This window comes from Mesorhizobium sp. DxT, assembly GCF_058448885.1.
Window position 1 is genome coordinate 103,480 of the sequence record NZ_JBZFLJ010000009.1, and the last position, 25,215, is coordinate 128,694.

Annotated in this window: 23 protein-coding genes; 17 read left to right on the forward strand and 6 right to left on the reverse strand. The window is 64.4% G+C overall.

Translation table 11 applies throughout. From position 1 onward, the window contains the following. Positions 1-253 precede the first annotated feature (253 nt). From ACVJNE_RS17365 to purU, 3 genes are all read right to left on the reverse strand, one after another. Positions 254-1,105 (reverse strand): branched-chain amino acid ABC transporter permease, encoded by an 852-nt coding sequence (locus ACVJNE_RS17365; RefSeq protein WP_499567786.1) that lies wholly within the window; start codon positions 1,103-1,105, stop codon positions 254-256. A gap of 49 nt (positions 1,106-1,154) precedes the next feature. Then, on the reverse strand, positions 1,155-2,333 hold the full coding sequence (locus ACVJNE_RS17370) for an ABC transporter substrate-binding protein (protein ID WP_499567576.1): 1,179 nt from the start codon (positions 2,331-2,333) through the stop codon (positions 1,155-1,157). Between the two features lie 289 nt (positions 2,334-2,622). After that, the gene (purU, locus tag ACVJNE_RS17375) at positions 2,623-3,492 is read right to left on the reverse strand and encodes a formyltetrahydrofolate deformylase (protein ID WP_499567578.1); all 870 of its coding nucleotides are present in this window, start codon (positions 3,490-3,492) and stop codon (positions 2,623-2,625) included. A 262-nt stretch (positions 3,493-3,754) separates the two neighbouring features. On the opposite strand from purU, the gene ligM reads away from it, so the two are divergent. From ligM to ACVJNE_RS17400, 5 genes are all read left to right on the forward strand, one after another. Then, on the forward strand, positions 3,755-5,170 hold the full coding sequence (ligM, locus tag ACVJNE_RS17380; protein WP_499567580.1) for a vanillate/3-O-methylgallate O-demethylase: 1,416 nt from the start codon (positions 3,755-3,757) through the stop codon (positions 5,168-5,170). A 104-nt stretch (positions 5,171-5,274) separates the two neighbouring features. Then, positions 5,275-6,201 carry a methylenetetrahydrofolate reductase gene (locus tag ACVJNE_RS17385; RefSeq protein WP_499567582.1) on the forward strand — a complete coding sequence of 309 codons (927 nt, stop codon included), beginning with the start codon at positions 5,275-5,277 and terminating at the stop codon, positions 6,199-6,201. Between the two features lie 109 nt (positions 6,202-6,310). Next, complete coding sequence (locus ACVJNE_RS17390) at positions 6,311-7,042, forward strand: PIG-L deacetylase family protein (protein ID WP_499567584.1); 732 nt, start codon at positions 6,311-6,313, stop codon at positions 7,040-7,042. Continuing rightward, positions 7,042-7,716, forward strand: coding sequence for a 4-carboxy-4-hydroxy-2-oxoadipate aldolase/oxaloacetate decarboxylase (locus ACVJNE_RS17395; protein ID WP_499567586.1), 675 nt, complete (start codon positions 7,042-7,044; stop codon positions 7,714-7,716). Before ACVJNE_RS17390 ends, ACVJNE_RS17395 begins: the two co-directional genes overlap by 1 nt. Then, positions 7,709-8,770, forward strand: a complete 1,062-nt coding sequence (locus ACVJNE_RS17400; protein ID WP_499567588.1) for a 4-oxalomesaconate tautomerase — start codon at positions 7,709-7,711, stop codon at positions 8,768-8,770. The genes ACVJNE_RS17395 and ACVJNE_RS17400 overlap by 8 nt, the downstream gene beginning before the upstream one ends. Positions 8,771-8,788: 18 nt before the next feature. Here ACVJNE_RS17400 and ACVJNE_RS17405 read toward each other — a convergent pair whose 3' ends face one another. Next, positions 8,789-9,574, reverse strand: a complete 786-nt coding sequence (locus ACVJNE_RS17405) for an IclR family transcriptional regulator (RefSeq protein WP_499567590.1) — start codon at positions 9,572-9,574, stop codon at positions 8,789-8,791. Between the two features lie 299 nt (positions 9,575-9,873). On the opposite strand from ACVJNE_RS17405, the gene ACVJNE_RS17410 reads away from it, so the two are divergent. Genes ACVJNE_RS17410 through ACVJNE_RS17465 form a run of 12 tightly spaced genes read left to right on the forward strand, consistent with a single transcriptional unit; the run spans position 9,874 to position 22,433 of the window. Then, positions 9,874-11,094: a CaiB/BaiF CoA transferase family protein gene (locus ACVJNE_RS17410; protein WP_499567592.1), complete on the forward strand. Its 1,221-nt coding sequence runs from the start codon at positions 9,874-9,876 to the stop codon at positions 11,092-11,094. Between the two features lie 11 nt (positions 11,095-11,105). Then, positions 11,106-12,272, forward strand: coding sequence for an acyl-CoA dehydrogenase family protein (locus ACVJNE_RS17415; RefSeq protein ID WP_499567594.1), 1,167 nt, complete (start codon positions 11,106-11,108; stop codon positions 12,270-12,272). A gap of 16 nt (positions 12,273-12,288) precedes the next feature. Continuing rightward, a complete protein-coding gene (locus ACVJNE_RS17420) occupies positions 12,289-13,554 on the forward strand; it encodes an acetyl-CoA hydrolase/transferase family protein (protein ID WP_499567596.1) in 1,266 nt (421 codons plus the stop codon). Next, on the forward strand, positions 13,547-14,725 hold the full coding sequence (locus ACVJNE_RS17425) for a CaiB/BaiF CoA transferase family protein (protein WP_499567598.1): 1,179 nt from the start codon (positions 13,547-13,549) through the stop codon (positions 14,723-14,725). Before ACVJNE_RS17420 ends, ACVJNE_RS17425 begins: the two co-directional genes overlap by 8 nt. Positions 14,726-14,748: 23 nt before the next feature. Next, positions 14,749-15,204: a MaoC family dehydratase gene (locus ACVJNE_RS17430; RefSeq protein ID WP_499567600.1), complete on the forward strand. Its 456-nt coding sequence runs from the start codon at positions 14,749-14,751 to the stop codon at positions 15,202-15,204. Continuing rightward, positions 15,204-16,082 (forward strand): HpcH/HpaI aldolase/citrate lyase family protein, encoded by an 879-nt coding sequence (locus tag ACVJNE_RS17435; RefSeq protein WP_499567788.1) that lies wholly within the window; start codon positions 15,204-15,206, stop codon positions 16,080-16,082. Before ACVJNE_RS17430 ends, ACVJNE_RS17435 begins: the two co-directional genes overlap by 1 nt. A gap of 31 nt (positions 16,083-16,113) precedes the next feature. Next, a complete protein-coding gene (locus ACVJNE_RS17440; RefSeq protein WP_499567602.1) occupies positions 16,114-16,692 on the forward strand; it encodes a TRAP transporter small permease in 579 nt (192 codons plus the stop codon). After that, positions 16,689-17,975, forward strand: a complete 1,287-nt coding sequence (locus ACVJNE_RS17445) for a TRAP transporter large permease (protein WP_499567604.1) — start codon at positions 16,689-16,691, stop codon at positions 17,973-17,975. The genes ACVJNE_RS17440 and ACVJNE_RS17445 overlap by 4 nt, the downstream gene beginning before the upstream one ends. Positions 17,976-18,010: 35 nt before the next feature. Continuing rightward, positions 18,011-19,048 (forward strand): TRAP transporter substrate-binding protein, encoded by a 1,038-nt coding sequence (locus tag ACVJNE_RS17450; RefSeq protein WP_421928552.1) that lies wholly within the window; start codon positions 18,011-18,013, stop codon positions 19,046-19,048. A gap of 54 nt (positions 19,049-19,102) precedes the next feature. Then, a complete protein-coding gene (locus tag ACVJNE_RS17455) occupies positions 19,103-20,407 on the forward strand; it encodes an MFS transporter (RefSeq protein WP_499567606.1) in 1,305 nt (434 codons plus the stop codon). A gap of 19 nt (positions 20,408-20,426) precedes the next feature. Next, positions 20,427-20,888 carry a MaoC family dehydratase gene (locus tag ACVJNE_RS17460; RefSeq protein ID WP_421928554.1) on the forward strand — a complete coding sequence of 154 codons (462 nt, stop codon included), beginning with the start codon at positions 20,427-20,429 and terminating at the stop codon, positions 20,886-20,888. Positions 20,889-20,918: 30 nt separating this feature from the next. Beyond that, positions 20,919-22,433 (forward strand): class I adenylate-forming enzyme family protein, encoded by a 1,515-nt coding sequence (locus ACVJNE_RS17465; RefSeq protein ID WP_499567608.1) that lies wholly within the window; start codon positions 20,919-20,921, stop codon positions 22,431-22,433. A gap of 62 nt (positions 22,434-22,495) precedes the next feature. On the opposite strand, the gene ACVJNE_RS17470 is transcribed toward ACVJNE_RS17465, so the two are convergent. Further along, the gene (locus ACVJNE_RS17470; RefSeq protein ID WP_499567610.1) at positions 22,496-23,488 is read right to left on the reverse strand and encodes a TRAP transporter substrate-binding protein; all 993 of its coding nucleotides are present in this window, start codon (positions 23,486-23,488) and stop codon (positions 22,496-22,498) included. A gap of 34 nt (positions 23,489-23,522) precedes the next feature. Continuing rightward, complete coding sequence (gene ilvD / locus ACVJNE_RS17475) at positions 23,523-25,196, reverse strand: dihydroxy-acid dehydratase (protein WP_499567612.1); 1,674 nt, start codon at positions 25,194-25,196, stop codon at positions 23,523-23,525. Positions 25,197-25,215: the final 19 nt, after the last annotated feature.

Sequence of the window (25,215 nt, forward strand, 5' to 3'; positions counted from 1 at the left end):
GCGCTCTGGTTGAAGTTGGTATGGTCGGGGCTGTCGTGACCCCCACCCCTTACCCCTCCCCACAAGGGGGAGGGGGACTCTGAGGCGCTGGTGACCCCCTCCCCCTTGTGGGGAGGGGTAAGGGGTGGGGGTGCGAAGCGCACCCAGCGCATCAGGGTTTCCGCGGTCAATTGCTTTGCCTCCGCAACGGGTCGTAGCGACGCGGCAGGACAGAGGGGGGCAACGGAGGGCGCGGGTCTGTCCATGAACTCGCTCACCGCTTTCCGAAAAGGCCGAGCGGTTTGACGAACAGGATCGCCACCAACAGCAGGTAGATCAGGAAAGAGCCGATCTCCGGCACGAAATATTTGCCGGCGACATCGCCGATGCCGAGCAGCGCTGCGCCTACGAAAGAGCCGGTGATCGAGCCAAGCCCGCCGACCGCGACCACGATCAGAACGTAGACGAGGTAGTGGAAGCCGAACGATGGATCGAGGCCGACGATCTCGATCGCCAGCGCGCCCCCCAGCCCCGCAAGCCCGCTGCCGAGTGCGAAGGTGATGGCGAAGATGCGCTCCACGTCGAGGCCCAGCCCCTGCGCCATGCGCTGGTTGTCGACGGCCGCGCGGATCTGTGCGCCGAGGCGTGTGCGCTCAAGGCCGAATACCAGCAGTGCGGTAACGGCAAGCGCGATCGCGATCAGGAAGATGCGGTAGACGCCGAGGCGCAGGCCGAAGACCTCGATCGAACCGCGCAGCCAGGACGGCAGGACGATGACCTGCTGCACCGTTCCGAACGCATAGGTCGCGACTGCCGCCGCGACGAACACCACGCCGATGGTGAAGAGAACCTGGTTCAGCTCGCCCGCCTTGTAGAGCCGGCGGAAAAGCGTGCGCTCGAAGACCACGCTGACCAGCGCCGCCGCCAGGAAGGCGGCCGGCAGGGCAAGCAGGAAAGGCAGGCCGAGCTGGCGCATTGCCAGCACGGTGACATAGCCGCCCAGCATGCCGAAGGCACCGTGGGCGAGGTTGATGAAGTTCATCAGCCCCAGCGTGACCGACAGGCCCACCGACAGGACGAACAAAAGCATCCCGAAGGCGAACCCGTCGAACAGCACGATGGCGATCTGCCCGATCACGATCTCAAACGCATGCCAGCCTGAACCGAACCTGCCGTCAGTTGGCCCCGTGCAGCGGGTCCTTCACCTCCGGAATTTCGTGGATGATGACGTTCTGCAGCTTGCCGTCAACCTCCTGCACCTCGCGGATATAGACGGTCTGCACGACGTCGCGCGTTTCGGGGTCGATGCTCATCGGGCCACGCGGGCTCTGCCACGACATCCCCTTGGCGGCCTCGACCAGCGCGTCGCCGGACGCGTCGCCTTCGGTTGCCTTCAGCGCCTCGTAGATCAGGTGCATGCCGTCATAGCCGCCGATCGAAAACAGGTCGGGGCTGCGGCCGTTGTTGGCAGCGTGATAGCTGTCGACATATTCCTTGTTGAGCGGGTCGTCGCGTTCGAGCGTGTAATGGAAGGTCGTGATGATGCCGCGCGCATTTTCGCCCATGCTTTCCAGCGCCTCGGGATGGGTCAGCTCGCCCTGCGCGAAGATTTTCGTGTCCGGCGGAGCCAGCCCGCGATCTGCCAGCGCCTTGCCGATCGCCGCCGGCTGCGCGCCGCCCGGCACGAAGATGTAGACGGCTTCCGGATTGGCGTCGCGGACGCGCTGTACATAGGCCGAGAAATCGGGATTGGCGACCGGGGTGCGGTCAGAGCCGACGATCTCGCCGCCAGCCTCGGTGAAGCCCTTGGAGAACGAGCTCTCGGCATCATGGCCGGGGCCGTAGTCGGAAACCAGCGTATAGGCCTGCTTGATACCGGCCTCGTTGAACGCCCACTGGCCGAAGGCATAGTTGAGCTGCGGAATCGTGACCGACGTGCGCACGATGTAGGGCGACTGCTCGGTGACGATGGACGTGGCGGCGTTCATCACCACCATCAGCTTCTGCGCCTCGTCGGCGATCGGGGCCGCACCCAGCGCTTCAGGCGTCAGCGCGAAGCCCGCCAGAATGTCGACGCCGTCGCGCACGACCAGTTCCTGTGCCATGCGCTGCGCGACGTCGGGCGCCGGGCCGCCGGTATCGCGCTTGATGATTTCGATCTTCTTGCCGGCAACCTCGTCGCCATGCTTGGAAATGTAGAGGTCGATGCCGGCCTGGAGTTGGTTGGCGGCGTCCGCGAATGGCCCGGAATAGGGCAGGATGACACCGATCTTGACGGTTTCCTGAGCCAGTGCCGTGCTCGACCAGGCAAGGCCGAGCCCGAGCAATGTCGCCGCTGCTGCTTTGTTCAACATGCGCATTTCCTCCCTTTTTGTTGCCTTGCAACGCGCTCGTTCGCGCGCGGCAGCGGCTCCTCCGAGAATGAAGTGTATACATCGTTCGCGCGTTCGCAATAGGCATTCCGGCCAGCGACGGTTTCCATCCCACCGTATGCGGTGCGCTTCGCTGTCGTTCAGCCGAATGCACGAAAGGAGTTTTTGCAGATCGGTCGCCAGCGCTCACCGGTATGCGCGCTGGCGGAGTATGGACGAAAGCAACTGGATCTGTGCTTGCATGTATACACTGAAATCCAGTGCGGCGCCTTTATTCGGGGAAGACGATGGTCTTCGAGCCGTTGAGAAGCACCCGGTCCTCCAGGTGCGACCGGACGGCCCGCGCCAGCACGCGTCGCTCGATGTCGCGTCCCTTGCGCACCAGTTCCTCGGGGCTGTCGCGATGGCTGATGCGTTCGATGTCCTGTTCGATGATCGGCCCCTCGTCGAGATCGCCGGTGACGTAGTGCGCGGTGGCGCCGATCAGCTTCACGCCGCGCTCGTGTGCCTGGTGGTAGGGCTTTGCACCCTTGAAACCGGGCAGGAACGAGTGGTGGATGTTGATGCAGCGGCCCGCAAGCCTGGCCGAAAGCTCGCTCGACAGAACCTGCATGTAGCGGGCAAGCACCACGAGGTCGATCTGCTCGCTATCGATGATCTCGATCAGTTTCGCTTCCTGCCCGGGCTTGGTCTCTTTCGTCACCGGCAGGAAGTGGAACGGCACGCCTTCGAAAGACAGGTCTGCATAGGTCTCGCGCGGATAGTTGGAAACGATCCCGCGCACGTCCATCGCCAGTTCGCCGATGCGCCAGCGGTACAGCAAGTCGGCCAGACAATGATCGAAGCGCGAAGCCATCAGCAGCACGCGCCGGCGAGCGCCCTGTACGCTCAGCGACCACTTCATGCCGAACTGTTCCAGAACCGGCCCGAGCGCCTGCCACGCCGCATCCTCGGCGATCGGGTCCGAGGCGCCCCGGAAGACGACCCGCGAAAAGAACTGCGCGGTTCCCGCATCATCGAATTGCTGCAGGTCAACGATGTCGCCGCCGAGTTCGAAGATCGCCTTGGATAGCGCGGCGACGATGCCGGCCCGGTTGGCGCAGTAGGCCGTAAGCACAAGGGCGGGGTTTTGCGCGGTCATTCTCATACTCCGGTTCAGTCTCGTTGGTTCGGCGGGTGTATACAGCGCCGGTCCTGCGCCGATCCGGATCGCGGCCGTCTTTTATCGCCATAGCCGACGCCGAGGACGTTGGCGTGACCCTTATGTCCTTTGAGGCGAGGGCTGAAAAGCCCCGGCGGGCAGCGTGCGGGAATTTGGCGCGGTTGGTCGCCGAAGATCCTCTTGCAATCGGTCGGGGCATGCGCAATGTATACAACTACGCTAACCGATGGGAGGATCGATCATGGCGGAATCCAGCCTTGAAGCCGTATTGCGCAAGAATGGCAGCGCCGTTGACCTACTGCGCAACTCGAAAATCGGCATGTATGTATACCCTGTCGTGGCGCCGGAGTTTTCCAACTGGCGTGACGAGCAGCGGGCATGGCGCGAATCGGCGGTGCTTTTCGATCAGTCGCACCACATGGATGAGCTGATCGTCGAGGGGCCGGATGCGGAGAAATTCCTCGCACACCACGGCATCAACTCGTTCTCCAATTTCGGCCTGAACCGTGCCAAGCATTTCGTCCCGGTAACGCCGAACGGTCATGTGATCGGCGACCAGATCATTTTCAGGGAGCGCGAGGACAAGTTCATCCTCGTCGGCCGTGCGCCAACCGCCAACTGGCTGCAGTTCTGCGCAGCCTATGGCGAGTGGAACGTGCGGCTCAGGCACGATCCGCGCTCCAATTCGCGGCCCGAGGGCGAGCGCGTGCTGCGCACCCACTACCGCTACCAGATCCAGGGTCCGGAAGCGCCGAAGATCTTCGAGAAACTGAACCGCGGGCCGATCCCGGAGATAAAGTTCTTCCACGTCGACTGGATCAATGTCGGCTCCAAGCGCGTGCAGGCGTTGCGCCACGGCATGTCCGGCGCGCCGGGGTTGGAAATCTGGGGTCCTTACGAGGACAAGAGCTATGTCCTGTCCTGCATCCTCGAGGCGGCGAAGGAGGCCGGCGTCGACCTTGTGCGCTGCGGCAGCCGCGCCTACTCGACCAACACGCTGGAATCCGGCTGGATTCCGTCGCCGCTGCCGGGCATCTACACCGGCGACGGCATGCTCAAGGCCTATCGCGAATGGCTCGGCGCCGACAGTTACGAGGCGATCGGCTCGATCGGCGGCAGCTTCGTCTCGGACAAGATCGAGGACTACTACGTCAATCCGTTCGAGCTCGGCTACGACTTCTATATCGGCTGGAAGAAGGATGACTTCATCGGCAAGGCCGCTCTGGAAAAGATGAAGGGTGCGAAGAACCGCAAGAAGGTGACATTCGAATGGAATGCGGAAGATGTGGTCGAGGTGATCGCGTCAGCGTTCCGTCCGGGCGAGGACCACTACAAGTGGATCGATTTCCCGCAGCCGAACTATGCGTCGTCGAGCGCCGATATGGTCATGCGCGACGGCAAAATGGTCGGCATGTCGATGTTCAATGGCTACAGCTACAACGAGCGCTGCCTGCTGTCGCTGGGCGTCGTCGACCAGGATGTCCAGGAAGGCGATGTGCTGACGATGATCTGGGGAGAGCCCGACGGGGCCAGCGGCAAGACTTCCACCGAGCGCCACAAGCAGGCCGAAATTCGCGTCCGCGTTTCGCCGACACCTTATGCGCGCGAGGCGCGCGAGAACTACGCGGATAGCTGGCGCACACGCAAGGCGGGCTGACGGGCTCGCCTTCAATAACTGATGAGAGGTGGGCCCGTGATTTCGCCCCCCTCGCATCATTCCGAAAGGTGCATGACGCAAGCAATCAAGGGCAGGAGAAGCTTATGGCGTGGTTGGAGCGTTTCGGGGCCGGGCGTGGCGGGTCGGAGACTTCGAATGTGCCCCTGGCAAAGATGCTCGCGAACCATTCGATCGAGGTCATGCCGCGCACGGCCGCCAAGATCGATGACTTCCGCGCACTTCTGCCTGCGGGCACCCGAATCTACATCGCCCATATCGAAGGTACGCCGCTCGACGACATGGTTGCCACCGCGCGGCGGCTTCGGGGCGATGGCTTTGCCGTCATGCCGCATCTGCCGGCGCGCGCGATCCGCGATGCGGCGGAACTGGAGGAATGGCTAAGGCGCTACCGCGACGAGGCTGGCGTGGAGGAAGCGCTTCTCCTCGCAGGCGGGATGACGAGACCAGTCGGCGATCTTCATAGCTCCATCGATATGCTCAAGACCGGCTTGTTTGATCGTCTTGGCTTTCGACGCCTGCATGTGGCGGGCCATCCCGAAGGCAATGCCGACATCGATCCGGATGGCTCCAGCGCCGAGGCCGACAAGGCACTGCTGTGGAAGCAGGCATACAGCGAACGCACGGATGCCGAGATGGCAATCGTGACCCAGTTCGCGTTTGACGCAAAGCCGGTCATCGCCTGGGCGGAGCGGCTTCGCGGCGCCGGCGTCACCATGCCCATTCATGTCGGGGTCGCGGGGCCGGCCAAGCTGCAGACGCTCATCAAATATGCGGTCGCGTGCGGCGTCGGCCCATCGCTGAAGGTTCTGCAGCGGCGCGCGCTGGATGTGTCGAGGCTGATGCTGCCCTACGAGCCGGACGAGGTCGTGACCGCACTGGCGGCCTATGGCGCCGCAAGCCCGGATAGACTGATCGAGCGTATCCATATCTTCCCGCTGGGAGGCATCAAGGCAGCGGCGGATTGGGCGCGCGAAAGGCGCGATGCGATCCAGCCAGCACTGGCCGGATAGAGCGACTCTGTCCGGGCAGGCGACAGAGGCCGCACCGACCTCTATCATGAGCATCGCACGCCGGGGGAGGTAGGTATGCCCGGTAAGCTGGCATCGAGGGAGGACTGGAATGACTGCAAGGACTGCGCTGGTCGCCAGCGCTCATTCTGCCGATTTTGTCTGGCGCTGCGGCGGCGCGATCGCGCTGCATGCACAGAAGGGCGTCGCGGTGACGGTCGTCTGCCTCTCCTATGGCGAGCGCGGCGAAAGCGCCAAGCTGTGGAAGCAGGACGGCATGACGCTGGAAAAGGTCAAGGCCGGGCGGCGGCTGGAGGCCGAGAACGCGGCAAAGGCCCTCGGCGTTCATGACATCCAGTTTTTCGATTGCGGAGACTATCCGCTGGAACTCGACCGCGAGCAGCGGTTCCGTCTTGTCGACGTGATCCGCAAGGTGCAGCCGGATTTCATGCTCTCGCACTCGCTGGAAGACCCCTACAACACCGACCACCCCTACGCGACGCGCGTAGCGCTCGAATGCCGGATGGTTGCGCAGGCCTGGGGGCATAACCCTGGCGAAAAGGTGCTGGGCGCTCCGCAGCTTTATCTGTTCGAGCCGCACCAGACCGAGCAGTGCAACTGGAAGCCCGACACCATTCTCGACATCACCGGTGTGTGGGACAGGAAGAAGGCCGCCATCGAGTGCATGGAAGGCCAGCAGCATCTCTGGGACTATTACACCAACGTGGCGCAGAACCGCGCCAACCAGTTCCGGCGCAATTCCGGCGGGCAGGCAGGCGGGCGCGAGGCAAAGTATGCCGAGGCCTTCCAGTCGATCTTCCCGCGAACCGTGGATGAGCTGTGATGAGCGGAGTGGTGGTCAGGAACATCGAGCGTACCGACGCGGATCTCGTCGGCGGGCTCGGCAAGTGCGGCGTTGCGACGGTTCACGAGGCGATGGGCCGAAAGGGCCTGATGCGGCCGTTCATGCGGCCGATCTATGCCGGCGCGCGGATCTCGGGTTGCGCTGTCACGGTCTCGGTAGCGCCGGGCGACAACTGGATGATCCATGTCGCCGTGGAGGAGTGCCAGGAGGGCGACATCCTCGTCGTCGCGCCGACCAGTCCCTGTGAAGACGGCTATTTCGGCGAATTGCTGGCGCGCTCGCTGATGGCGCGAGGCGTGCGCGGGCTCGTGATCGAGGCCGGTGTGCGCGACGTGCGCGAACTGACCGAGATCGGCTTTCCGGTCTGGTCCCGGGCGGTCTCGGCGCAGGGCACGGTCAAGGAAACCCTGGGATCGGTCAATGCGCCGATCGTCTGCGCCGGCGCACTGGTCAATCCCGGAGACGTGATTGTCGCCGACGATGACGGTGTCTGCGTGGTGCCGCGCGGCGAGGCAAAAGAAGCCCTCGATGCCAGCCTTGCGCGCGAGGCGAAGGAAGCAGAGGTGCGCGAGCGGCTGATGGCCGGCGAACTCGGCCTCGACATCTACGGCATGCGCGAGAAGCTCGCCGCCAAGGGCCTGAAATATGTCTGACAACGGTGTCCGCTGCATGTGGATGCGCGGCGGCACGTCGAAGGGTGGATACTTTCTGGCGTCGGACCTGCCGGCCGACCCGCCGGCGCGCGATGCGTTTCTCCTGCGCGTGATGGGCTCGCCCGATCCGCGCCAGATCGACGGCATGGGTGGGGCCGATCCGCTGACCTCGAAGGTCGCGGTGGTCAGAAAGTCGGCGCGTCCGGGCGTCGATGTCGACTATCTGTTCCTGCAGGTCTTCGTCGACAGGCCTGTTGTCACGGACGCGCAGAATTGCGGCAACATCCTTGCCGGGGTCGCTCCCTTCGCCATCGAGCGTGGGCTTGTGGCGGCCCGAGAGGGCGGGACGGACGTGCGCATCTTCATGGAAAACACCGGCCAGGTGGCGGTGGCGTCCGTCGCCACGCTTGGAGGTGCGGTGACCTATGAAGGCGACGCGTGCATCGACGGTGTGCCGGGCACGTCGGCTGCCGTGCCCATCCTGTTTGAGGACACGGCCGGTTCGTCCTGCGGCACGCTGCTGCCGACCGGCAACGCTGTGGACGAGATCGACGGCATCCCCGTCACGCTTATCGACAACGGCATGCCATGTATCGTGCTGCGCGCGCAGGATTTAGGCATCACCGGTTATGAGGAGCCGGCCGAGCTGGAGGCGAACGCGGCACTGCGCGAAAGGCTGGAAACGACCCGCCTCAAGGCTGGGCCGATGATGAACCTTGGCGATGTCGCGCAGAAATCGGTGCCGAAGCTGACGCTTGTCGCACCGCCGCGCAACGGCGGCGCGATCTCGACGCGCACCTTCATTCCCCACCGCTGCCACTCGTCCATCGGCGTGCTCGGCGCCGTCAGCGTTGCCACCGCATGCCTGTTGCCGGGGAGCCCTGCTGCGGCCCTTGCCGATGTCGGCGAGGGCGGCCACCGACGCGCGCTGTCAATAGAGCACCCGACCGGCGAAATGACCGTGCTGGCGACGCTCGACGACAGCGGGGCGGTGGTGTCGGCCGCCATCCTGCGCACGGCACGCAAGTTGTTCGACGGCATGGTGTTCGGTTGAATTCGAGCGCTAACGCGTTCAGCCGTTTTCAGGCAGCAGAGAGCGCAGGCCCTTGATGTTCTTCTTCACGTAATCCGGCCCGAAATGCAGCGCGATGGCGCTGTGCATTATGTGGGCGAACTCGTCGAGCCGCTCGCCGACCCGGAACCACGGCCCGGCGACGGTGATCGCAAACACCCGGTCGCCGAAGACGATCGGCAGGCCGATGCCACCGAGATCGGGCGTGAAGGCCGACGAGCTGACGAACCAGCCGCGATTGAGCGACTGACGGATGCTGGTCTCCACCGCTTCGATGCTCATCGGTGTGCCTTCGCCGTAGCGCTTGAACACCGCCTTGCGCAGAAGCGTGGCCTGCTGTGCCGGCGGCAACTGGCTGATGATGGCCTGGCCGGTCGCTGTCCCGTGAAGCGGAACGCGCGTGCCGACGCTGGCCGTATAGCGCACCGACGCCTTCGATTCGATAACCTCGAGAAAGATCGCATGCTGGCCGCTGGGGGCCGCGATCCACACCGTCTCGCCGGTCCGCTTCGCCAGATCGTTGAGCAGGCTGAGCAACGCTTCCGGCAAGGGTTCGGCAGCCGCGACCTCCTGCGCCAGCGTCAGCCAGCGTGGCGTCGGGTAGAAACGCCCGCGCGCCTCCGGCTCATACAGGAATCCGCGCGCCACCAGTGTGGACAGCAGGTTGAACGTGCTCGAGCGCGGCCAGCCGAAATGCTGCGACACCTCCGCCAGGCTCGCCGCCTTCTTCTGTTCGGCAAAAAACTCCAGCAGATCCAGTACGTTGGCTGCCTGTTTGACCAGCATTCGGAACGTCCCGTGTTTGAGGGGTGTCTGGGCGCGAATGGCCCGCGCGGAGTTGCCCGCCACCTCTGGTGACTCCACGTTTTCATGAAGATCGTAGGAGTTTACGGCGCTGTTGTCCATCAGCGTGGACCCATTCATCACGATTGCCCCGCGAAAGCCGGCAAACGGCATCCATCGTCGATTTTGAATTGACTTGCGCGAACTCATACGGCTAACTGTCCATAGAATAGGACAGATTGTCCATATATATGAATAAGCAGTGGGGAGCTTCCCGAAAGGGTTGGCTGCGGAGGAGGCAAATGGGACCGTTGCGCGGGATCCGCATCATTGACATGACCACCGTGCTGATGGGGCCGTACGCGACCCAGATGCTGGGGGATTTCGGTGCGGATGTGATCAAGGTCGAGGCGCCGGAGGGAGACCTCGTGCGCAAGATCGGCCCGGCGCGCCATGACGGCATGGGACCGATCTACCTCAACGCAAACCGCTCCAAGCGTTCGATCACGCTCGACCTGAAGCAGGCCGAAGGCCGCGCGGCCTTGCTGCGCCTTTGCGCCGATGCCGACGTGCTGGTCTATAACGTGCGCGCCAAGGCGATGAAGCGATTGGGCCTTTCCTATGAGGACGTATCTGCCGTCAACCCGAAGATCGTCTATGCGGGCATGTTCGGCTACGGCCAGGACGGCCCCTATGCGGCGCGGCCGGCCTATGACGATCTGATCCAGGGTGGCGCGACGATCCCGTTCCTGTTCTCGCGGGTTAACGAGGGCCAGCCGCGTTATGTGCCGTCGGCGATTGCTGACCGCGTGGTCGGTCTCGCGGCGGTGGGTGCGATCCTCGCATCGATCGTCGAGCGGGAGCGCTGTGGCCTGGGGCAGCGCGTCGACATTCCGATGTTCGAGACCATGGTCAGCTTCGTGCTCGGCGACCACATGGGCGGGCTCACCTTCGAGCCGCCACTCGATGCAGGTGGCTACTCGCGGCAGCTCTCACCCGACCGGCGCCCGTATCAGACCAAGGACGGCTATGTCTGCGCGCTGATCTACACCGACGGGCACTGGCAGCGCTTCTTTTCGGCGATCGGCCGGCCTGAGATGCCTGCGGCCGACCCGCGCTTTGCCAGTTTCGTTTCGCGGATGGCGCATATCGACGAGGTCTATGGCGAACTCACCCGGATTTTCCTGACCCGCACCAGCGCCGAATGGCTCGACCTGCTGGAGGAGGCGGACGTGCCGGCCATGCCGATGTACGACTTCCAGGGTGTGCTGCAGGACCCTCATCTGGTGGCGACGGATTTCTTCCGCGTCGTCGAGCACCCCAGCGAAGGCGCGATCCGCACCATGGCGGTGCCGGCCAAATGGTCGCGCAGTCCCGCCGGCCCCGCGCGTCACGCGCCGCGCCAGGGCGAGCACAGCGAAGAGGTGCTGCGCGAAGCAGGATTTTCGCCGGAAGAGATCGCCGATCTGCTGGAACGCGGTATCGCGCGGACGGCCGTGACATACGGTCCGGCGCAGGCTTGAGGAGACAGGGAATGGATTTCGGCTTCACCGAGGAACAGGAGGCGATCCGCGATTCCGTCGCACGGATCTGCGCGGATTTCGACGATGCCTATTGGCTGCGGCGCGACCGCGAGGGCGGCTTCCCGCACGATTTCTACGACGCGCTGGCACGCGAGGGCTGGCTGGGCATCTGCACGGCCGAATCCTCGGGCGGCGCGGGGCTGGGCATCCAGGAAGCCGCGATCATGATGCGCACCATCGCCGAATCCGGCGCCGGCCTCTCGGGCGCCTCGGCTGTGCACATCAATATCTTCGGCCTCAACCCGGTCGCCGTCTACGGCACCGACGAGCAGAAGCAGCGGATGATCCGGCCGATGGCCGAGGGTCGCGAGAAGGCATGCTTCGCCGTCACCGAGCCCAACACCGGCCTCAACACGACGCAGCTCAAGCTTAAGGCCGAGAAGCGCGGCGACCGCTACCATGTCAACGGCCAGAAGATTTGGATTTCGACGGCGCAGGTCGCCGACAATATCCTGCTGCTTGCCCGAACCACGCCGTTGGACGAAGTGAAGAAGGCGACGCACGGCCTCAGCCTCTTCTACACCAAGTTCGACCGCGACCGGATCAAGGTTCGCGAGATCGAAAAAATGGGCCGCAAGGCGGTCGATTCCAACGAACTGTTTTTCGAGGATTTCCAGATTCCCGAGTCCGACCTGATCGGCGAAGAGGGGCGCGGCTTCGAATACATCCTCCACGGCATGAACCCGGAGCGCATCCTGATCGCCGCTGAAGCGGTCGGGCTCGGCATGGCGGCGATCAACCGCGCCACGCGCTACGCCAAGGAACGCATCGTCTTCAACCGGCCGATCGGCCAGAACCAGGGCATCCAGCATCCGCTGGCCAAGTGCTGGGCGGAACTGGAAGCCGCATGGCTGATGGTGATGTCGGCGGCCTGGCAGTATGACACCGGCAAGCCTGCTGGTGCTGCCGCCAACGCGGCGAAATATCTGGCCGGCGAGGCCGGCTTCCACGCCTGCGAGACCGCGGTGATGACCCATGGCGGCTTCGGCTATGCCAAGGAATATCACGTAGAGCGCTATCTGCGCGAGATCATGATCCCGCGTATCGCGCCCGTCAGCCCTCAGCTCGCGCTTTCCTTCGTCGCCGAGAGGGTTCTCGGCCTGCCGAAATCCTATTGAGGCGCGTAGAGAACCGATGCGCGCCGTCGCTGCCGACGATCTCGATCTTGCCACCCTGCTGCGGCCGGGGGATCGTATCGTGGTCGGCCAGGCGACGGCCGAGCCGCGGACGTTGACGCGGCGGCTGGTCGGCACTGGTGGCCTGCCGCAAGGCTGCTCGGTGTTTCTCGGGGTGCTCAATTCGGACACGTTCGACGGCGCGGACGGGCTGTCGCTCGCGGGGTACGGCGCGGTTGGACAAGGTGCGCGGCTGGCGCGCGCCGGCAGGCTGGACATTCTACCATGGCATTATTCGCAGCTTGCACCGGCCTTCGCCGACGGCACGCTGCGCGCCGATTGCGTGCTGATCCAGCTTGCGCCCGCCCTTGAAGGGAACGGCTTCAACCTGGGGCTCGCCAACGACTACGTGCTCGATGCGGCGCGCAGGGCGCGGCTCGTCATCGCCGAGATCAACCCGGATGTGCCGCGGTGCCATGGCGCACAATGGCCCTCGGACATACCGATCCACATCTGCGTTGCCGCCGAACATCCGCCGCTGCAGCAGCAGGGCGTCGTGCCCGGCGAAACCGAACTGGCAATCGCCGACAATGTCGCTTCGCTGATACCGGATCGGGCTGCACTGCAGCTCGGCGTGGGTGCGATACCGCAGGCGGTGACCGGGAAACTCGCCGGGCACCGCGATCTCGGCCTGCACTCAGGCGCGCTGTTCGATGCCGTCGTCGACCTGATCGAATGCGGCGCGGTGACCAATATGGCCAAGGAATACGATACCGGCGTCAGCGTCGGCGGGATTCTGCTCGGCAGCCGAAGGCTCTACGACTTCGCGAACGACAACCGCGCGTTTTGCCTGCATCCGCCGGCCCGGACACATGCGCACGGAGTTCTCGGCGGATTGTCGCGTTTCTGCGCGATCAATTCGGCGATCGAGGTGGATCTGACCGGCCAGGTCAACGCCGAGACCGCCGGAGGACGCTATCTCGGTGCAGTCGGTGGGCAGGTCGATTTCGTGCGGGGTGCGAATGCCTCACGGGGCGGTCGCGCGATCATCGCACTGCCTTCAACCGCGCGAGGCGGTGCGGTCTCGCGCATCGTTTGCAGGGTGGAAACGGTGACCTGCGCGCGTTCGGACGCCGACGCGATCGTCACGGAATGGGGTGTGGCCGAGCTGCGCGGTTGCACGCTCTCGCAGCGCGTCGAACGCATGATCGCGATCGCTGCGCCGCAGTTCCGGGAAAGCCTGTCTCGCGAATGGCACGATGTGGGGAGGGCCGCCTGTGGCTGAGAACCGCAAGGGGCCGCTTGCCGGCCGGCGTGTCGTCGAGATGGCCGGTATCGGTCCTGCGCCATTTGCCGCGATGCTGCTCGCCGACATGGGCGCCGACGTGGTGCGGATCGACAGGCAGGTCGCGTCGGGGCTGGGCGTGCCGCGCCCCGACCGTTTCAATTTTGCCGGACGCGGACGGCGCTCGGTTGCACTGGACCTGAAGCGCCCGGAAGGCATCGACTGCGCCCTGGAGCTGATCGACAAGGCGGATGCGCTGGTCGAGGGCTTTCGTCCCGGCGTGATGGAGCGGCTGGGCCTCGGCCCCGAAGTTTGCCATGCCCGCAATCCGCGCCTCGTTTTCGGCAGGCTGACAGGTTGGGGGCAGCAGGGGCCGCTGGCGCAAGCGGCCGGCCACGACCTCAACTACATCGCACTGACCGGCGCGCTCGACGCCATCGGCCGTCGTGGCCAGCCACCGACACCACCGCTGAATCTGCTGGGCGATTTCGCAGGCGGCAGCCTGCTGATGGCCTTCGGTATCGTCAGCGCGCTGCTTCATGCGCAGCGCACGGGAGAGGGACAGGTCGTGGACGCGGCGATCGTCGACGGCGTTTCGCTGCTCACCACGCCACTGATGGGCTTGCAGGCGGCCGGGGTCTGGCCGGGCGGGCGCGGCGAAAACATTCTCGACAGCGGCGCGCCGCAATACGACGTCTATCGCTGCGCCGATAACGAGTACATCTCCATCGCGCCGATCGAGGGCAAGTTCCAGACCGTGCTTTTGAGCGCCATGGGCTTCGATCCGGCAGGCTTTCCCGACATGAACGAGCGCGCCAACTGGGATGAGGCGCGCCGGCTTCTGGCCGAGCGGTTTTCACAAAAGACGCGGGCGGAATGGTGCGCGTTGCTGGAGGGAACCGACGCCTGTTTCGCGCCCGTCCTGTCGTCGGCGGAAGCGCCGTCGCATGTGCACCATGCCGAGCGTGGCACTTTCATCACCATCGACGGGCTGGTGCAGCCGGCACCTGCGCCTCGTTTCAGCGGCACGCCCGCTGCCGCGCCGACGCCGCCCGAGGCGCCCGGCGAAAGCGGTGAAGCGGTATTGCGCGACTGGGGCATTGCCGAAGAACGCATCGCCGAATTGACAAAAACCGGCGTCCTCGGACGCAGAAACGAGAACGCGGCCTGACCGCCGCGAAAGGGAGGAAGAAGATGGCAGGTCTCTATTACGAGGAGTTCGAGGTCGGGCAGGAATTCGCGCACGAGCTGACGCGCACCGTTACCGAGCACGACAACATCTCGTTCAGCCTGATGACGATGAACCCGCAACCGCTGCATGTCGACGCGCATTTCTCCGCGCAGACCGAATGGGGCAAGCCTTTGTTCAACAGCCTTTACACGCTCGGCATCATGATCGGCATGAGCGTGCAGGACACCACGCTGGGCACCACTGTCGGCAATCTCGGCATGTCCGACGTACGCTTCCCGAAACCGGTCTTCGCCGGTGACACCTTGCGCAGCCACACGAAGATCGTTGCGAAGCGCGAGAGCAAATCGCGCGGCGATGTCGGCATCGTTGAGTTCGAGCACACCTGCACCAACCAGAACGGCGAAGTTGTCGCCGTCTGCCGGCGCGCGGGCATGATGCGCAAGCGGGCGGCTGCGTGATGCGCTCGTTCCTGTTCGTACCGGGTGACAGCGCCCGCAAGTTCGAGAAGGCGCGCGGCGGCAATGCCGATGCGCTGATCATCGACCTTGAGGATTCCGTTTCGGCCGAAGCCAAGGAGGCGGCCCGTGCTGCCACACGCGCGATGCTTGAAACGACCCGGAACGCCCAGAAATGGTTCGTGCGTGTCAATGCGCTTGACACGGGATTGACGCTCGCCGACCTGACGGCGGTGATGCCGCTGCGTCCGGACGGCATCGTGCTGCCGAAATGCGCCAGCGTGGCGGATGTCGAGAAGCTGGCGTTCTATCTCGATGCCTTCGAGGCGGCATCCGGGCTCGAAGACGGGTCGACGCGGATCATCGCGGTGGCCACGGAAACCGCCGAATCCATCTTCGGCTTGTCGAGCTACAAGGACGCCAGCCCGCGGCTATGGGGCCTGATGTGGGGCGCGGAGGATCTTGCCGCTTCGCTGGGCGCGACCGAGAACAGCGTCGACGCCGTCTATTCCGAGCCGTTCCGGCTGGCGCGCAACATGTGCCTGATGGGGGCGGCGGCCGCCGGGCTTGCTGCGATCGACACGGTCTGCACCAATATCGGTGATCTTGCTTATGTCGAGGCTGAAGCCAATGCAGCTCGGCGCGACGGCTTCGCGGCCAAGGCGGTCATCCATCCAAGCCATGTCGATCCCGTGAACCGCGCCTTCACGCCGCGGCCGGAAGAGGTCGCGTGGGCCGAGCAGGTGATCGCCGCCTTCGCGGCCGATCCGCGGGCCGGCGTGGTCAAGATAGACGGGAAGATGATCGACAAGCCGCACGAGCGCGCGGCGCGGAAGATCATGGCGATGGTGAACCGGCCCGAAGTGGCCGACGCCGTCTGAGGGGTCTGATCCACAGGGAGGAGGAAGAAAGATGATGCAAAGTCAGCCGCCTGCAAACGGTGCCTCGGCGCTGCTTGCGCGCATCGAGAGTGTGCTCGCGCTGCTGTCCGGCCTGTCGCTGGGCGCCATCATGCTGATCGTCGTTGCCGACGTGGCGATGCGCTACGTGTTCGCCGCGCCGTTGTCGTGGTCCTATAACCTGATCGGCCTCTATCTGATGGTCGCGGTGTTCTTCTTTGCGTTGTCGGACACGCTGCACAATCACGGCCATATCGCCATCGATATCTTTCAGCACCAGATTCCGCATCGTCCGCGGCATCTGGCTCTGGCGGTCGGCTATTTCCTGTCCACGGTCTTGATGGCGCTGATCGGCTGGCAGGCCTGGCTGCGGCTCAAATCCGCCTATCTGAACGACGACCGCATCGCTGCCGTCATTCCCTGGCCGACCTGGGTCGCCTATTTCATTGTGGCGGCAGGTTGCTTGGTCATGACACTGCGCTGCGTCTATCGCACCTTCGGTCATGCGGCATCCGGCCTGACGGGTCGCGACCTCGTAGAGACGCCACCGCCACCGGAAACCGAACCGCAGGCCGGGGAGGGCGTGGAATGACGATCGCGCTCGTTCTGCTGGCGCTAGTCGTCATGCTCGTCATCGGTCTGCCGGTTGCCTTCGCCATGGCCGTGTCGGGCGCCATCGGGCTCTACATCTTCGGCGGTCTGCCGGTGCTGTCAGGCATCCTGCGTACGTCGCCGCTGTCGACCGCCAATTCGTACGAGATCATCACGATCCCGATGTTCATCCTGATGGCGGAGTTCGTCATCATCTCGGGCGTGGCAAACGATCTCTTCCGCTCGGCGACCATATGGGTCGGGCGGATCAAGGGCGGGGTCGCGATGGCCACCGCGCTTGCGGGCGCGGGCTTCGGTGCGATCTCGGGCTCGAGCACGGCGGCGGCGGCGACGCTCGCCTCGACCTCGATCCCGGCGATGATGAAGGAAGGCTACGAGCCGAAGCTGGCCGGCGGCGTGGTCGCCATTTCCGGCACGCTGGCGATGCTGATCCCGCCATCGATCGCGTTGATTCTGTACGGCATCCTTGCCGACATCTCGATCTCGGCGCTTCTGATCGCAGGCGTCATTCCCGGCCTCATCGTCACCGTCGCGATCATCGCCACCATCGCCATACTGGTCTGGCTCTGGCCGGAATCCGCGCCGGCGGGCCGCGCCTACACGATGCGTGAAAAATTCGCCTCGCTGAAGCGCGTCGGGCCGATGATCCTGCTATTCTTCGCTGTCACCGGCACGATCTATACCGGCATCGCGACGCCGACCGAGGCTTCCGGCATCGGCGCATTTGTCGCCATGCTGCTGGCGATCAAGGAAGGCAAACTCAGTCTTCCAGCTTTCTCCGGTGCGCTGCGCCGCGCCGCGCAGACCAGCTGCATGATCCTGTTCATCATCCTTGGCGCGCACATCTTCGGCTACTACTTCACGCTGGCGCGGGTCACCAACGACCTGACGACATGGGTCGGCGGCCTGCCGCTTTCGCCGATGACGATCATGGTCTTCATCCTGCTCGGCTATATCGTGCTGGGCTTCATCATGGACCAGATCGCGATCCTGATCCTGACCGTGCCAGTAGTGTTGCCACTGGTCATCTCGCTCGGATTTGACCCGATCTGGTTCGGCGTCATCATCGTGGTCACCGCCGAGGTTGGCATGGTGACCCCGCCGCTCGGCATGAACGTCTTCGTCGTCGCACGATACACACGCCGCCCGCTCGGCGAACTGTTCCGGGGCGTGATGCCCCACGTCTGGGCGCATCTGCTCGTCATCGCACTGCTCACCGCCTTTCCGGCTATCATCCTGTGGCTTCCGTCCACGATGCAATGACCGCAAGGCAATCGTTCAAGAAGGAGGAGAACGTCATGAAATACCAACTGCATAGAACATTGCTTGCCGCGTCCGTGGTGGGCGCTGCCCTGGCTGCCGGCAACGCCGCGCAGGCCCAGGAACTGACCCTGCGTATCGGCGACAGCTTTCCGGTCGGCCACTACATCCCCGAGAACATGACCAAGTTCTGGATGGAGCGCGTGACCGAGCTGAGCGGCGGCGAAGTCGCGTTCGACTATTACCCCGCGGAACAGCTCGGCAAGGCGAAGGACCTGCTGTCACTGACGCAGACCGGGGTGATGGACATCGGCTATGTCGGCGCATCCTATGTCAGCGACAAGCTGCCGCTGTCGTCGGTTGCCGAGCTGCCGGAAAACTTCACGACGTCCTGCAAGGGCACAAAGGCATTCTGGGAGATCGCCAAGCCAGGCGGTGCGCTCGATCAGGCGGAGTTCGCGCCGAACGGCGTACGCGTGCTCCTCGTCATGGTGCTGCCGCCATACCAGGTGCTGACGTCGAATTCGGAAATCACCGATCTCGACAGCCTGCGCAACCTCAAGCTGCGCACGACGGGCGGCGCCAAGGAAATCGCGACCACCAAGATCGGCGCGGTGCCGGTGCAGATTTCCGCGCCTGAGACGCGCGATGCGCTTTCGCGCGGAACCATCGACGGCGTGCTGTTCCCGCATTCGAGCGTGCTGCCTTACGACATCCATCCGCTGCTGAAATACGGCACGCAGGACGTCAATTTCGGGTCCTTCGTGGTCACATACGTGATTTCGCAGGAGCGCTGGGACGCGCTCGATGAGGACGTGCAGGCGGCGCTCGTGCAGGCCGGCGACGAAGCCATCACCAAGGGGTGTGAAGCCGCCGACGATCTCGATCTCAAGGACAAGCAGACGATTGCCGATTCCGGTGTCACCTTCGTCAGCCTGCCCGACGAGGACAAGGCCCGCCTCGGCGAGCTGATGGGCGAGGTCAGCCAGCAATGGGCTTCCGACCTCGACGCTCGCGGGCGTCCGGGAACGGATATCCTCAACGCGTTCCGCGCCGCGCTCGAAAAGGCCGACTGATCGCATATGAACCGCCCCGGTGCGAGCCGGGGCGGTCTTCCACTGTAGGCATCCATGACCTCTCGCGGCGACCCTGAAGACAAACCGGCGTATCAACGCGGTTCGCGGAACGAGCTTGCGCTGGCCGGGCTGGTCGTGGCCATCGGCTTTCTGTTCAACTTCACCGCGCGCGGCGTGGTCGACACCTTCATGGTGTTCATGCTGCCGATGGAGGCCGAATTCGGCTGGAGCCGCTCGACGCTCACCGGCGTCTATTCCTTCTATCTCATCACGGTCGGCCTGATGGCGCCGCTGTCCGGCATGATGCTCGACAGGCTGGGGCCACGCGCCACCTACGGGTTCGGCCTGTGTGTGCTGATCGCGGCGACCTGGGCTGCTTCCACCACCACCGCCCTGTGGCATATCTACCTCTTCATCGGCGTATTCTGCGGTGTCGCCGCCTCTGCGCTCGGCATGGTGCCGGCGGCAGCCCTGATCGGGCGCTGGTTCGACCGCAACATGAGTCTTGCCATCGCTATAGCCTATGCCGGCTTCGGTTCCGGCATCCTCGTCATCGTGCCGTTGGCGCAGGCTGGTATCGATGCCTATGGCTGGCGCGAGACCTATCGTCTGATTGCCATGGCCCTCGTCTGCGTCGTGCCCCTGCTGCTCCTGCCGTGGGGGCGTATCCGCCAGGGACGCGTGCGTCCGTCCGCTGCCGAGCCGCTTGCCGATCAACCGGCCATGGCGGTGTCGAGACCAACCGGCTGGACCATCCGTAGCGCGGTAAAGACGCGCGAGTTCTGGCTTCTGGTACAGGTTTTCTTCTTCACCGCGTGCGGCGTCTACAGCGTCGTCGTGCAGACCGTGCCCTATCTCGTGGAACAGGGCTATCCGCCGATCGAGGCCGCACTCGCCTTCGGCGCTTCGGGCATGCTTTCGATCTTCGGCGTCGTCTTTGCCGGCTGGCTCTGCGCGCGTTTCGGCAACCGCTTCACGGCGACGCTGTCCTTCACGGGAACCTTTCTGGGCGCGGGCGCGCTGCTTGCCTATTCGGCCTTCGCCAGCCCATTCCTCATCCTGGTCTATGTGCTTGCGTTCGGTGTGAGCCAGGGCGCGCGCGGGCCGATCGTATCGACATTGACGGCGCGCATTTTCGCGAGAGGCGCGGTGGCTTCGATCTTCGGCACCATCTTCATGATGATGTCTTTCGGCTCGGCGTTCGGCGCCTGGATCTCGGGATTCCTGCACGATGTGACGGGCGACTATCGCGCTGCCTTCATCTTCTCCGGCGTCTCGATCCTGTTTGCCTGTTCGCCGTTCTGGATTTCGACGCGACTGTGCCATCCGCGCACGCTGCAGCCTCCGCTGGCAGAGTAACAATCTGAAAGGAACCGACATGCAACTGCTCGGAGAAGGATTTCGCTGGAACGACCTTTCGGTCGGCCAGCAGTTCCGCACATTCGGACGCACCATCACCGAAACCGACATCGTCAATTTCATATCCTGCGTCGGCATGCTGGAGTCGCTGTTCGTCGACAAGGAATACCGCGCGCAGCACTCTGCGATACCGGGCCGCCCGGCGCCGGCAGCGCTGGTCTATGCCCTGGCCGAGGGGCTTGTGCTCAACGCGACCGGGCAGGGCACGGGGCTTGCATTCCTGCACATGGAGCTGAATGTGGAGGGACCGGTGCTGGAAGGCGATACGATTCACGTCGAGATCGAAGTGATCGAGGTGCGCGCGGCGAGCAAGGGGGGCCGAGGCCTCGTGCGCACGCGCAATCGCATCGTCAACCAGCGCGGCGAGGCGGTCATCGTCTATACGCCGCTGAGGCTGATGGAAGGGCGGGCAACGGACTGACACGGCGGCGCCGCTAGCAGGAGGATACGCATGAACCTTGCCGACTGGCTGGACGCCACGGCCCGGGCAAAACCCGACGCGCCGGCGATCTTCGAAGGTACGGAGCTCTACGCGACCTATGCCGGCTTCGCGGCACGGGTGCGTGCGCTGGCGGCAGGCCTGCAGGCCGCGCACGACCTCAAGGCTGGTGACCGCGTCGCCGTCTTCATGAAGAACTGTCCGGCCTATCTTGAACTGTTCTATGCGGTCTGGTGGTTTGGCGGCACCATCGTGCCGATCAACAGCAAGCTGCATCCCCGCGAGGCTGCCTGGATCGTTGGCGACGCCGGCGCGACGGTTCTCGTCTGCGACGGTGACGGGCTGGGCGCGGATGCAGGCCTGCCGGCCGACTGCGCACAGATCGCCGTAGGCTCGCCGCAATGGTCCGCCCTCTTCGAGCAGGGTGAGGGAGATGCCTCGCCGGCGCGCGTGTCGGGGGATGATATTGCCTGGCTATTCTACACATCGGGCACGACCGGCCGTCCCAAGGGCGTCATGCTGACCCATTGGAACATGCGCGTGGCAACGCTTGCCTATGCCCTGGATGTCGACCAGCCTGCGCCGGACCAGGCGACGATCTATGCGGCGCCCATTTCGCATGGCGCAGGCATCTACAACTTCGTCTTCGTGCGCGCCGGCGGCAGTCACGTGTTCCCGCTGTCGCGCGGGTTCGATCCGGCAGAGATCGAGGCCCTGTCGCGCCATTTCGGCCAGACCGTGATGTTTGCCGCACCCACCATGGTCAAGCGCATGATCGAGGCCGCCAAGGCTTCAGGCTATCGCGGCGAGGGCATCCGCACCGTGGTCTACGGCGGCGGGCCGATGTATGCGGCGGACATCGACGAGGCGCTGTCGCTGTTTGGCCCCCGCTTCGTCCAGATCTACGGACAGGGCGAGACGCCGATGACGATCACGTCGCTGCCCCGCGAACTCGTTGCCGACGAGACGCATCCGCACTGGCGAGAGCGCCGTGCCTCCGTAGGGCAGGCGATGTCCTGCGTTGAGGTGCGCATCGCGAATGACGGCGAGGATGTGCAGCCCGGCGAAGCAGGCGAAATCCTCGTTCGTGGTGCGACAGTGATGAAGGGCTATTGGCGCAACGAGAAGGCGACGGCGGAGACACTGCGTGACGGCTGGCTCCACACCGGCGACATCGGCCGGCTGGACGAGGACGGATTCCTGACGCTCACCGACCGCGCCAAGGACCTGATCATCTCCGGCGGCACCAATATCTATCCGCGTGAGGTCGAGGAGGTGGTCGCCCGGCATCCCGGTGTGCTCGAGGTCTCGGTTGTCGGCCAGCCGAGCGCGGAGTGGGGCGAAGACGTCGTTGCCTTCGTGGTGCCGCGCGGCGAAGGCGCCTGCGATGCCAAGGTGCTCGACGCATGGTGCCGTGCCGAGATGGCGTCCTTCAAGAAGCCGAAGCGTTATGTCTTTTGCGCCGAACTGCCGAAGAACAGCTACGGCAAGGTGCTCAAGACGGAGCTGCGCAGGCAACTCGCCTGAGGCCGGACGATTGTGGTTGGCATTGGAGCGCCAATGCCAACCACGCGATCAGGTTCGCAAGGCTACTTGCTTGCGATGATCTGGTCGACAAGCTCCTTGCCAAATGTGCCGTAGTAGGTCTCATACGCAGTCGTCAGCGCCTTCTGAAAAGCAGCGCGTTGCTCCGCGCTGAGTTCTCCGACGTCCATTCCGGCTTCCTTGAGCTGTGCGACGCCGGAGGTTTCGACGTCGTCGACGAAGCCGCGCATGGCGGTCACGGCTTCGGAGGCTGCCTTGCGGAAGATCTCCTGGTCCTCTTCCGACATGCCGTCCCAAAGCTGCTTGGAGACGAGCAGCATCGCCGGCGAATAGACGTGGCCCGACAGCGTCAGGTACTTCTGCACTTCCGACAGCTTGGCGGACGTGATGACCGACAGCGGGTTCTCCTGGCCGTCGATGGTGCCCTGCTGCAGGGCGCCGATTACCTCCGGCCATGCCATCGGGGTGGGAGCCGCGCCCAGCGCCTCAAAGGCGGTGATGTGGGTCGGGTTCTCCATGGTGCGCAGCTTCAGGCCGGCGACGTCGGCAGGCCCTGCAATGGCGTTGCGGTTGTTGGTGATGTGGCGGAAGCCCTGCTCGCCCCAGGCAAGTGCGACGAGGCCGACATCGTCGAACTTGGCCAGGATCTCCTGGCCGATCGGGCCGTCGAGCACGGCGCGGGCATGGGCAAGGTCACGGAACAGGAACGGGATGTCGAAGACGCCGGTCTCCGGCACGAAGTTCGACAGCGTGCCGGACGAGACGATGGTCGCCTCTACGGTGCCGAGCTGTACGCCCTCGATGACCTCGCGCTCGCCGCCGAGACCGGACGAGGGGAAGTGGCGGAACACGTAGCGGCCGTCGCTCTCGGCCTCGACGACCTCCTGCCACTTCTCGGCAGCCACGCCGTAATGCGACGTCGTCGCCAGAGCGTAGCCGAGCTTTACTTCCTGCTGCGCGTAGGCGGAGACCGACAAGGCCAAGGTCGTTGCAGCGGCGAATACCGTGCCGGCGATGTGTCTAACGTAGTGGTTCATGTTTATTCCTCCCTGTTGAAGATTGTGACGCCACCTATCCCGTGACGGCTCCCTTGCTGGCGGGGCTGGCGAGCGCTGCGAATTTGGCGAGTACGCCACGCATGTAACGGGGCTTCGGCTGGGTCCAGTTGCGCCGTCTGCGCTCGATCTCGTCGTCATCGACGTCGAGCTGGATCAGGCGCGAGGGTGCGTCGATGGTAATCATGTCGCCTTCCTCGACCAGCGCGATGGTGCCGCCTTCAAAGGCTTCCGGCGTGACGTGGCCGACGAGCAGCCCCCACGATCCGCCGGAAAACCGCCCGTCGGTGATGAGGCCGACCTTGTCGCCGAGCCCACGCCCCACGATGGCTGACGTCGGCGCCAGCATTTCAGGCATGCCCGGCCCGCCCTTGGGGCCGAGATAGCGCAGCACCAGCACGTCGCCGGGACGTATCGCATCCGACAGGATGGCGTGCATGGCGCTCTCCTCATCCTCGAACACGCGTGCCGGCCCGGTAATCGATGTCGATTTCAACCCAGTGATCTTCGCGACAGCGCCGTCTTCGGCGAGATTGCCGCGCAGGATCGCCAGATGGCCCTCCTTGTAGAGTGCATCTTCGACGGGACGCACAACGTCCTGATCGGCAGGGGGGCTGGCCGGCACCTGCGCCAGCTCTTCAGCGATGGTCCTGCCGGTAATGGTCAGGCAGTCGCCGTTGAGCATCCCGGCTTCGAGCAACAGCTTCAGCACCTGCGGCACGCCGCCCTGCCGGTGCAGGTCGACGGCCATGTATTGACCCGATGGCTTCAGGTCGCAGATGACCGGCACCTTGCGCCGCATCCGTTCGAAGTCCTCCAGCGTCCATTCGACTTCAGCCGCATGGCAGATGGCGAGGTAGTGGAGGACTGCATTGGTGGAGCCGCCGGTCGCCATGACCAGCGCGATGGCGTTTTCGACGCTCTGCCTGGTGATGATGTCGCGCGGCTTTATCCCCTTCTTCACCGCCTCGACGAGCACGCGCGCCGACTCAGCCGTGGACTCCAGCTTTTCCCCGTCGACGTTCGCCATGGTCGAAGACCCCAGCAGCGACATGCCGAGGGCCTCGAAGGAGGAACTCATCGTGTTGGCCGTGTACATGCCGCCGCACGCGCCGGTGGTGGGGCAGGCGTTGTGTTCTATGCCTTCGAAATCCTCCCGGCTCATCGTGCCGGCATTGAATGCTCCGACGGCTTCGAATGCGGAGATGACGGAAAGGTCCTGCCCCTTCCAGCGGCCGGGCTTGATCGTGCCGCCATAAACGTAGATCGCCGGAACGTTTGCCCTCGCGATACCCATCATTCCGCCGGGCTTGTTCTTGTCGCAGCCGCCGATGACCAGCACCCCGTCCATCCACTGGCCCTGCACGGTGGTTTCAACGCAATCCGCTATGACCTCGCGGGAGACCAGAGAATATTTCATGCCTTCCGTGCCCATGGACATGCCGTCGGAAATCGTGGGCACACCGAACATCTGCGGATTGGCGCCCGCAGCCTTGATCGCCGCGGCGGCGGCGTCGGCCAGCGGTTGGAGACCCGCATTGCAGGGGGTGATGGTGGAGTGACCGTTGGCAATGCCGATCATCGGCTTGTCGAAATCGTCGCTGGTGTAGCCGAGGGCGCGAAACATGGCGCGATTGGGTGCGCGCTCATTGCCCTGCGAGATCGTTTTCGATCGCTCGTTATGTGGCACTGGCTAACTCCTCCGGCTG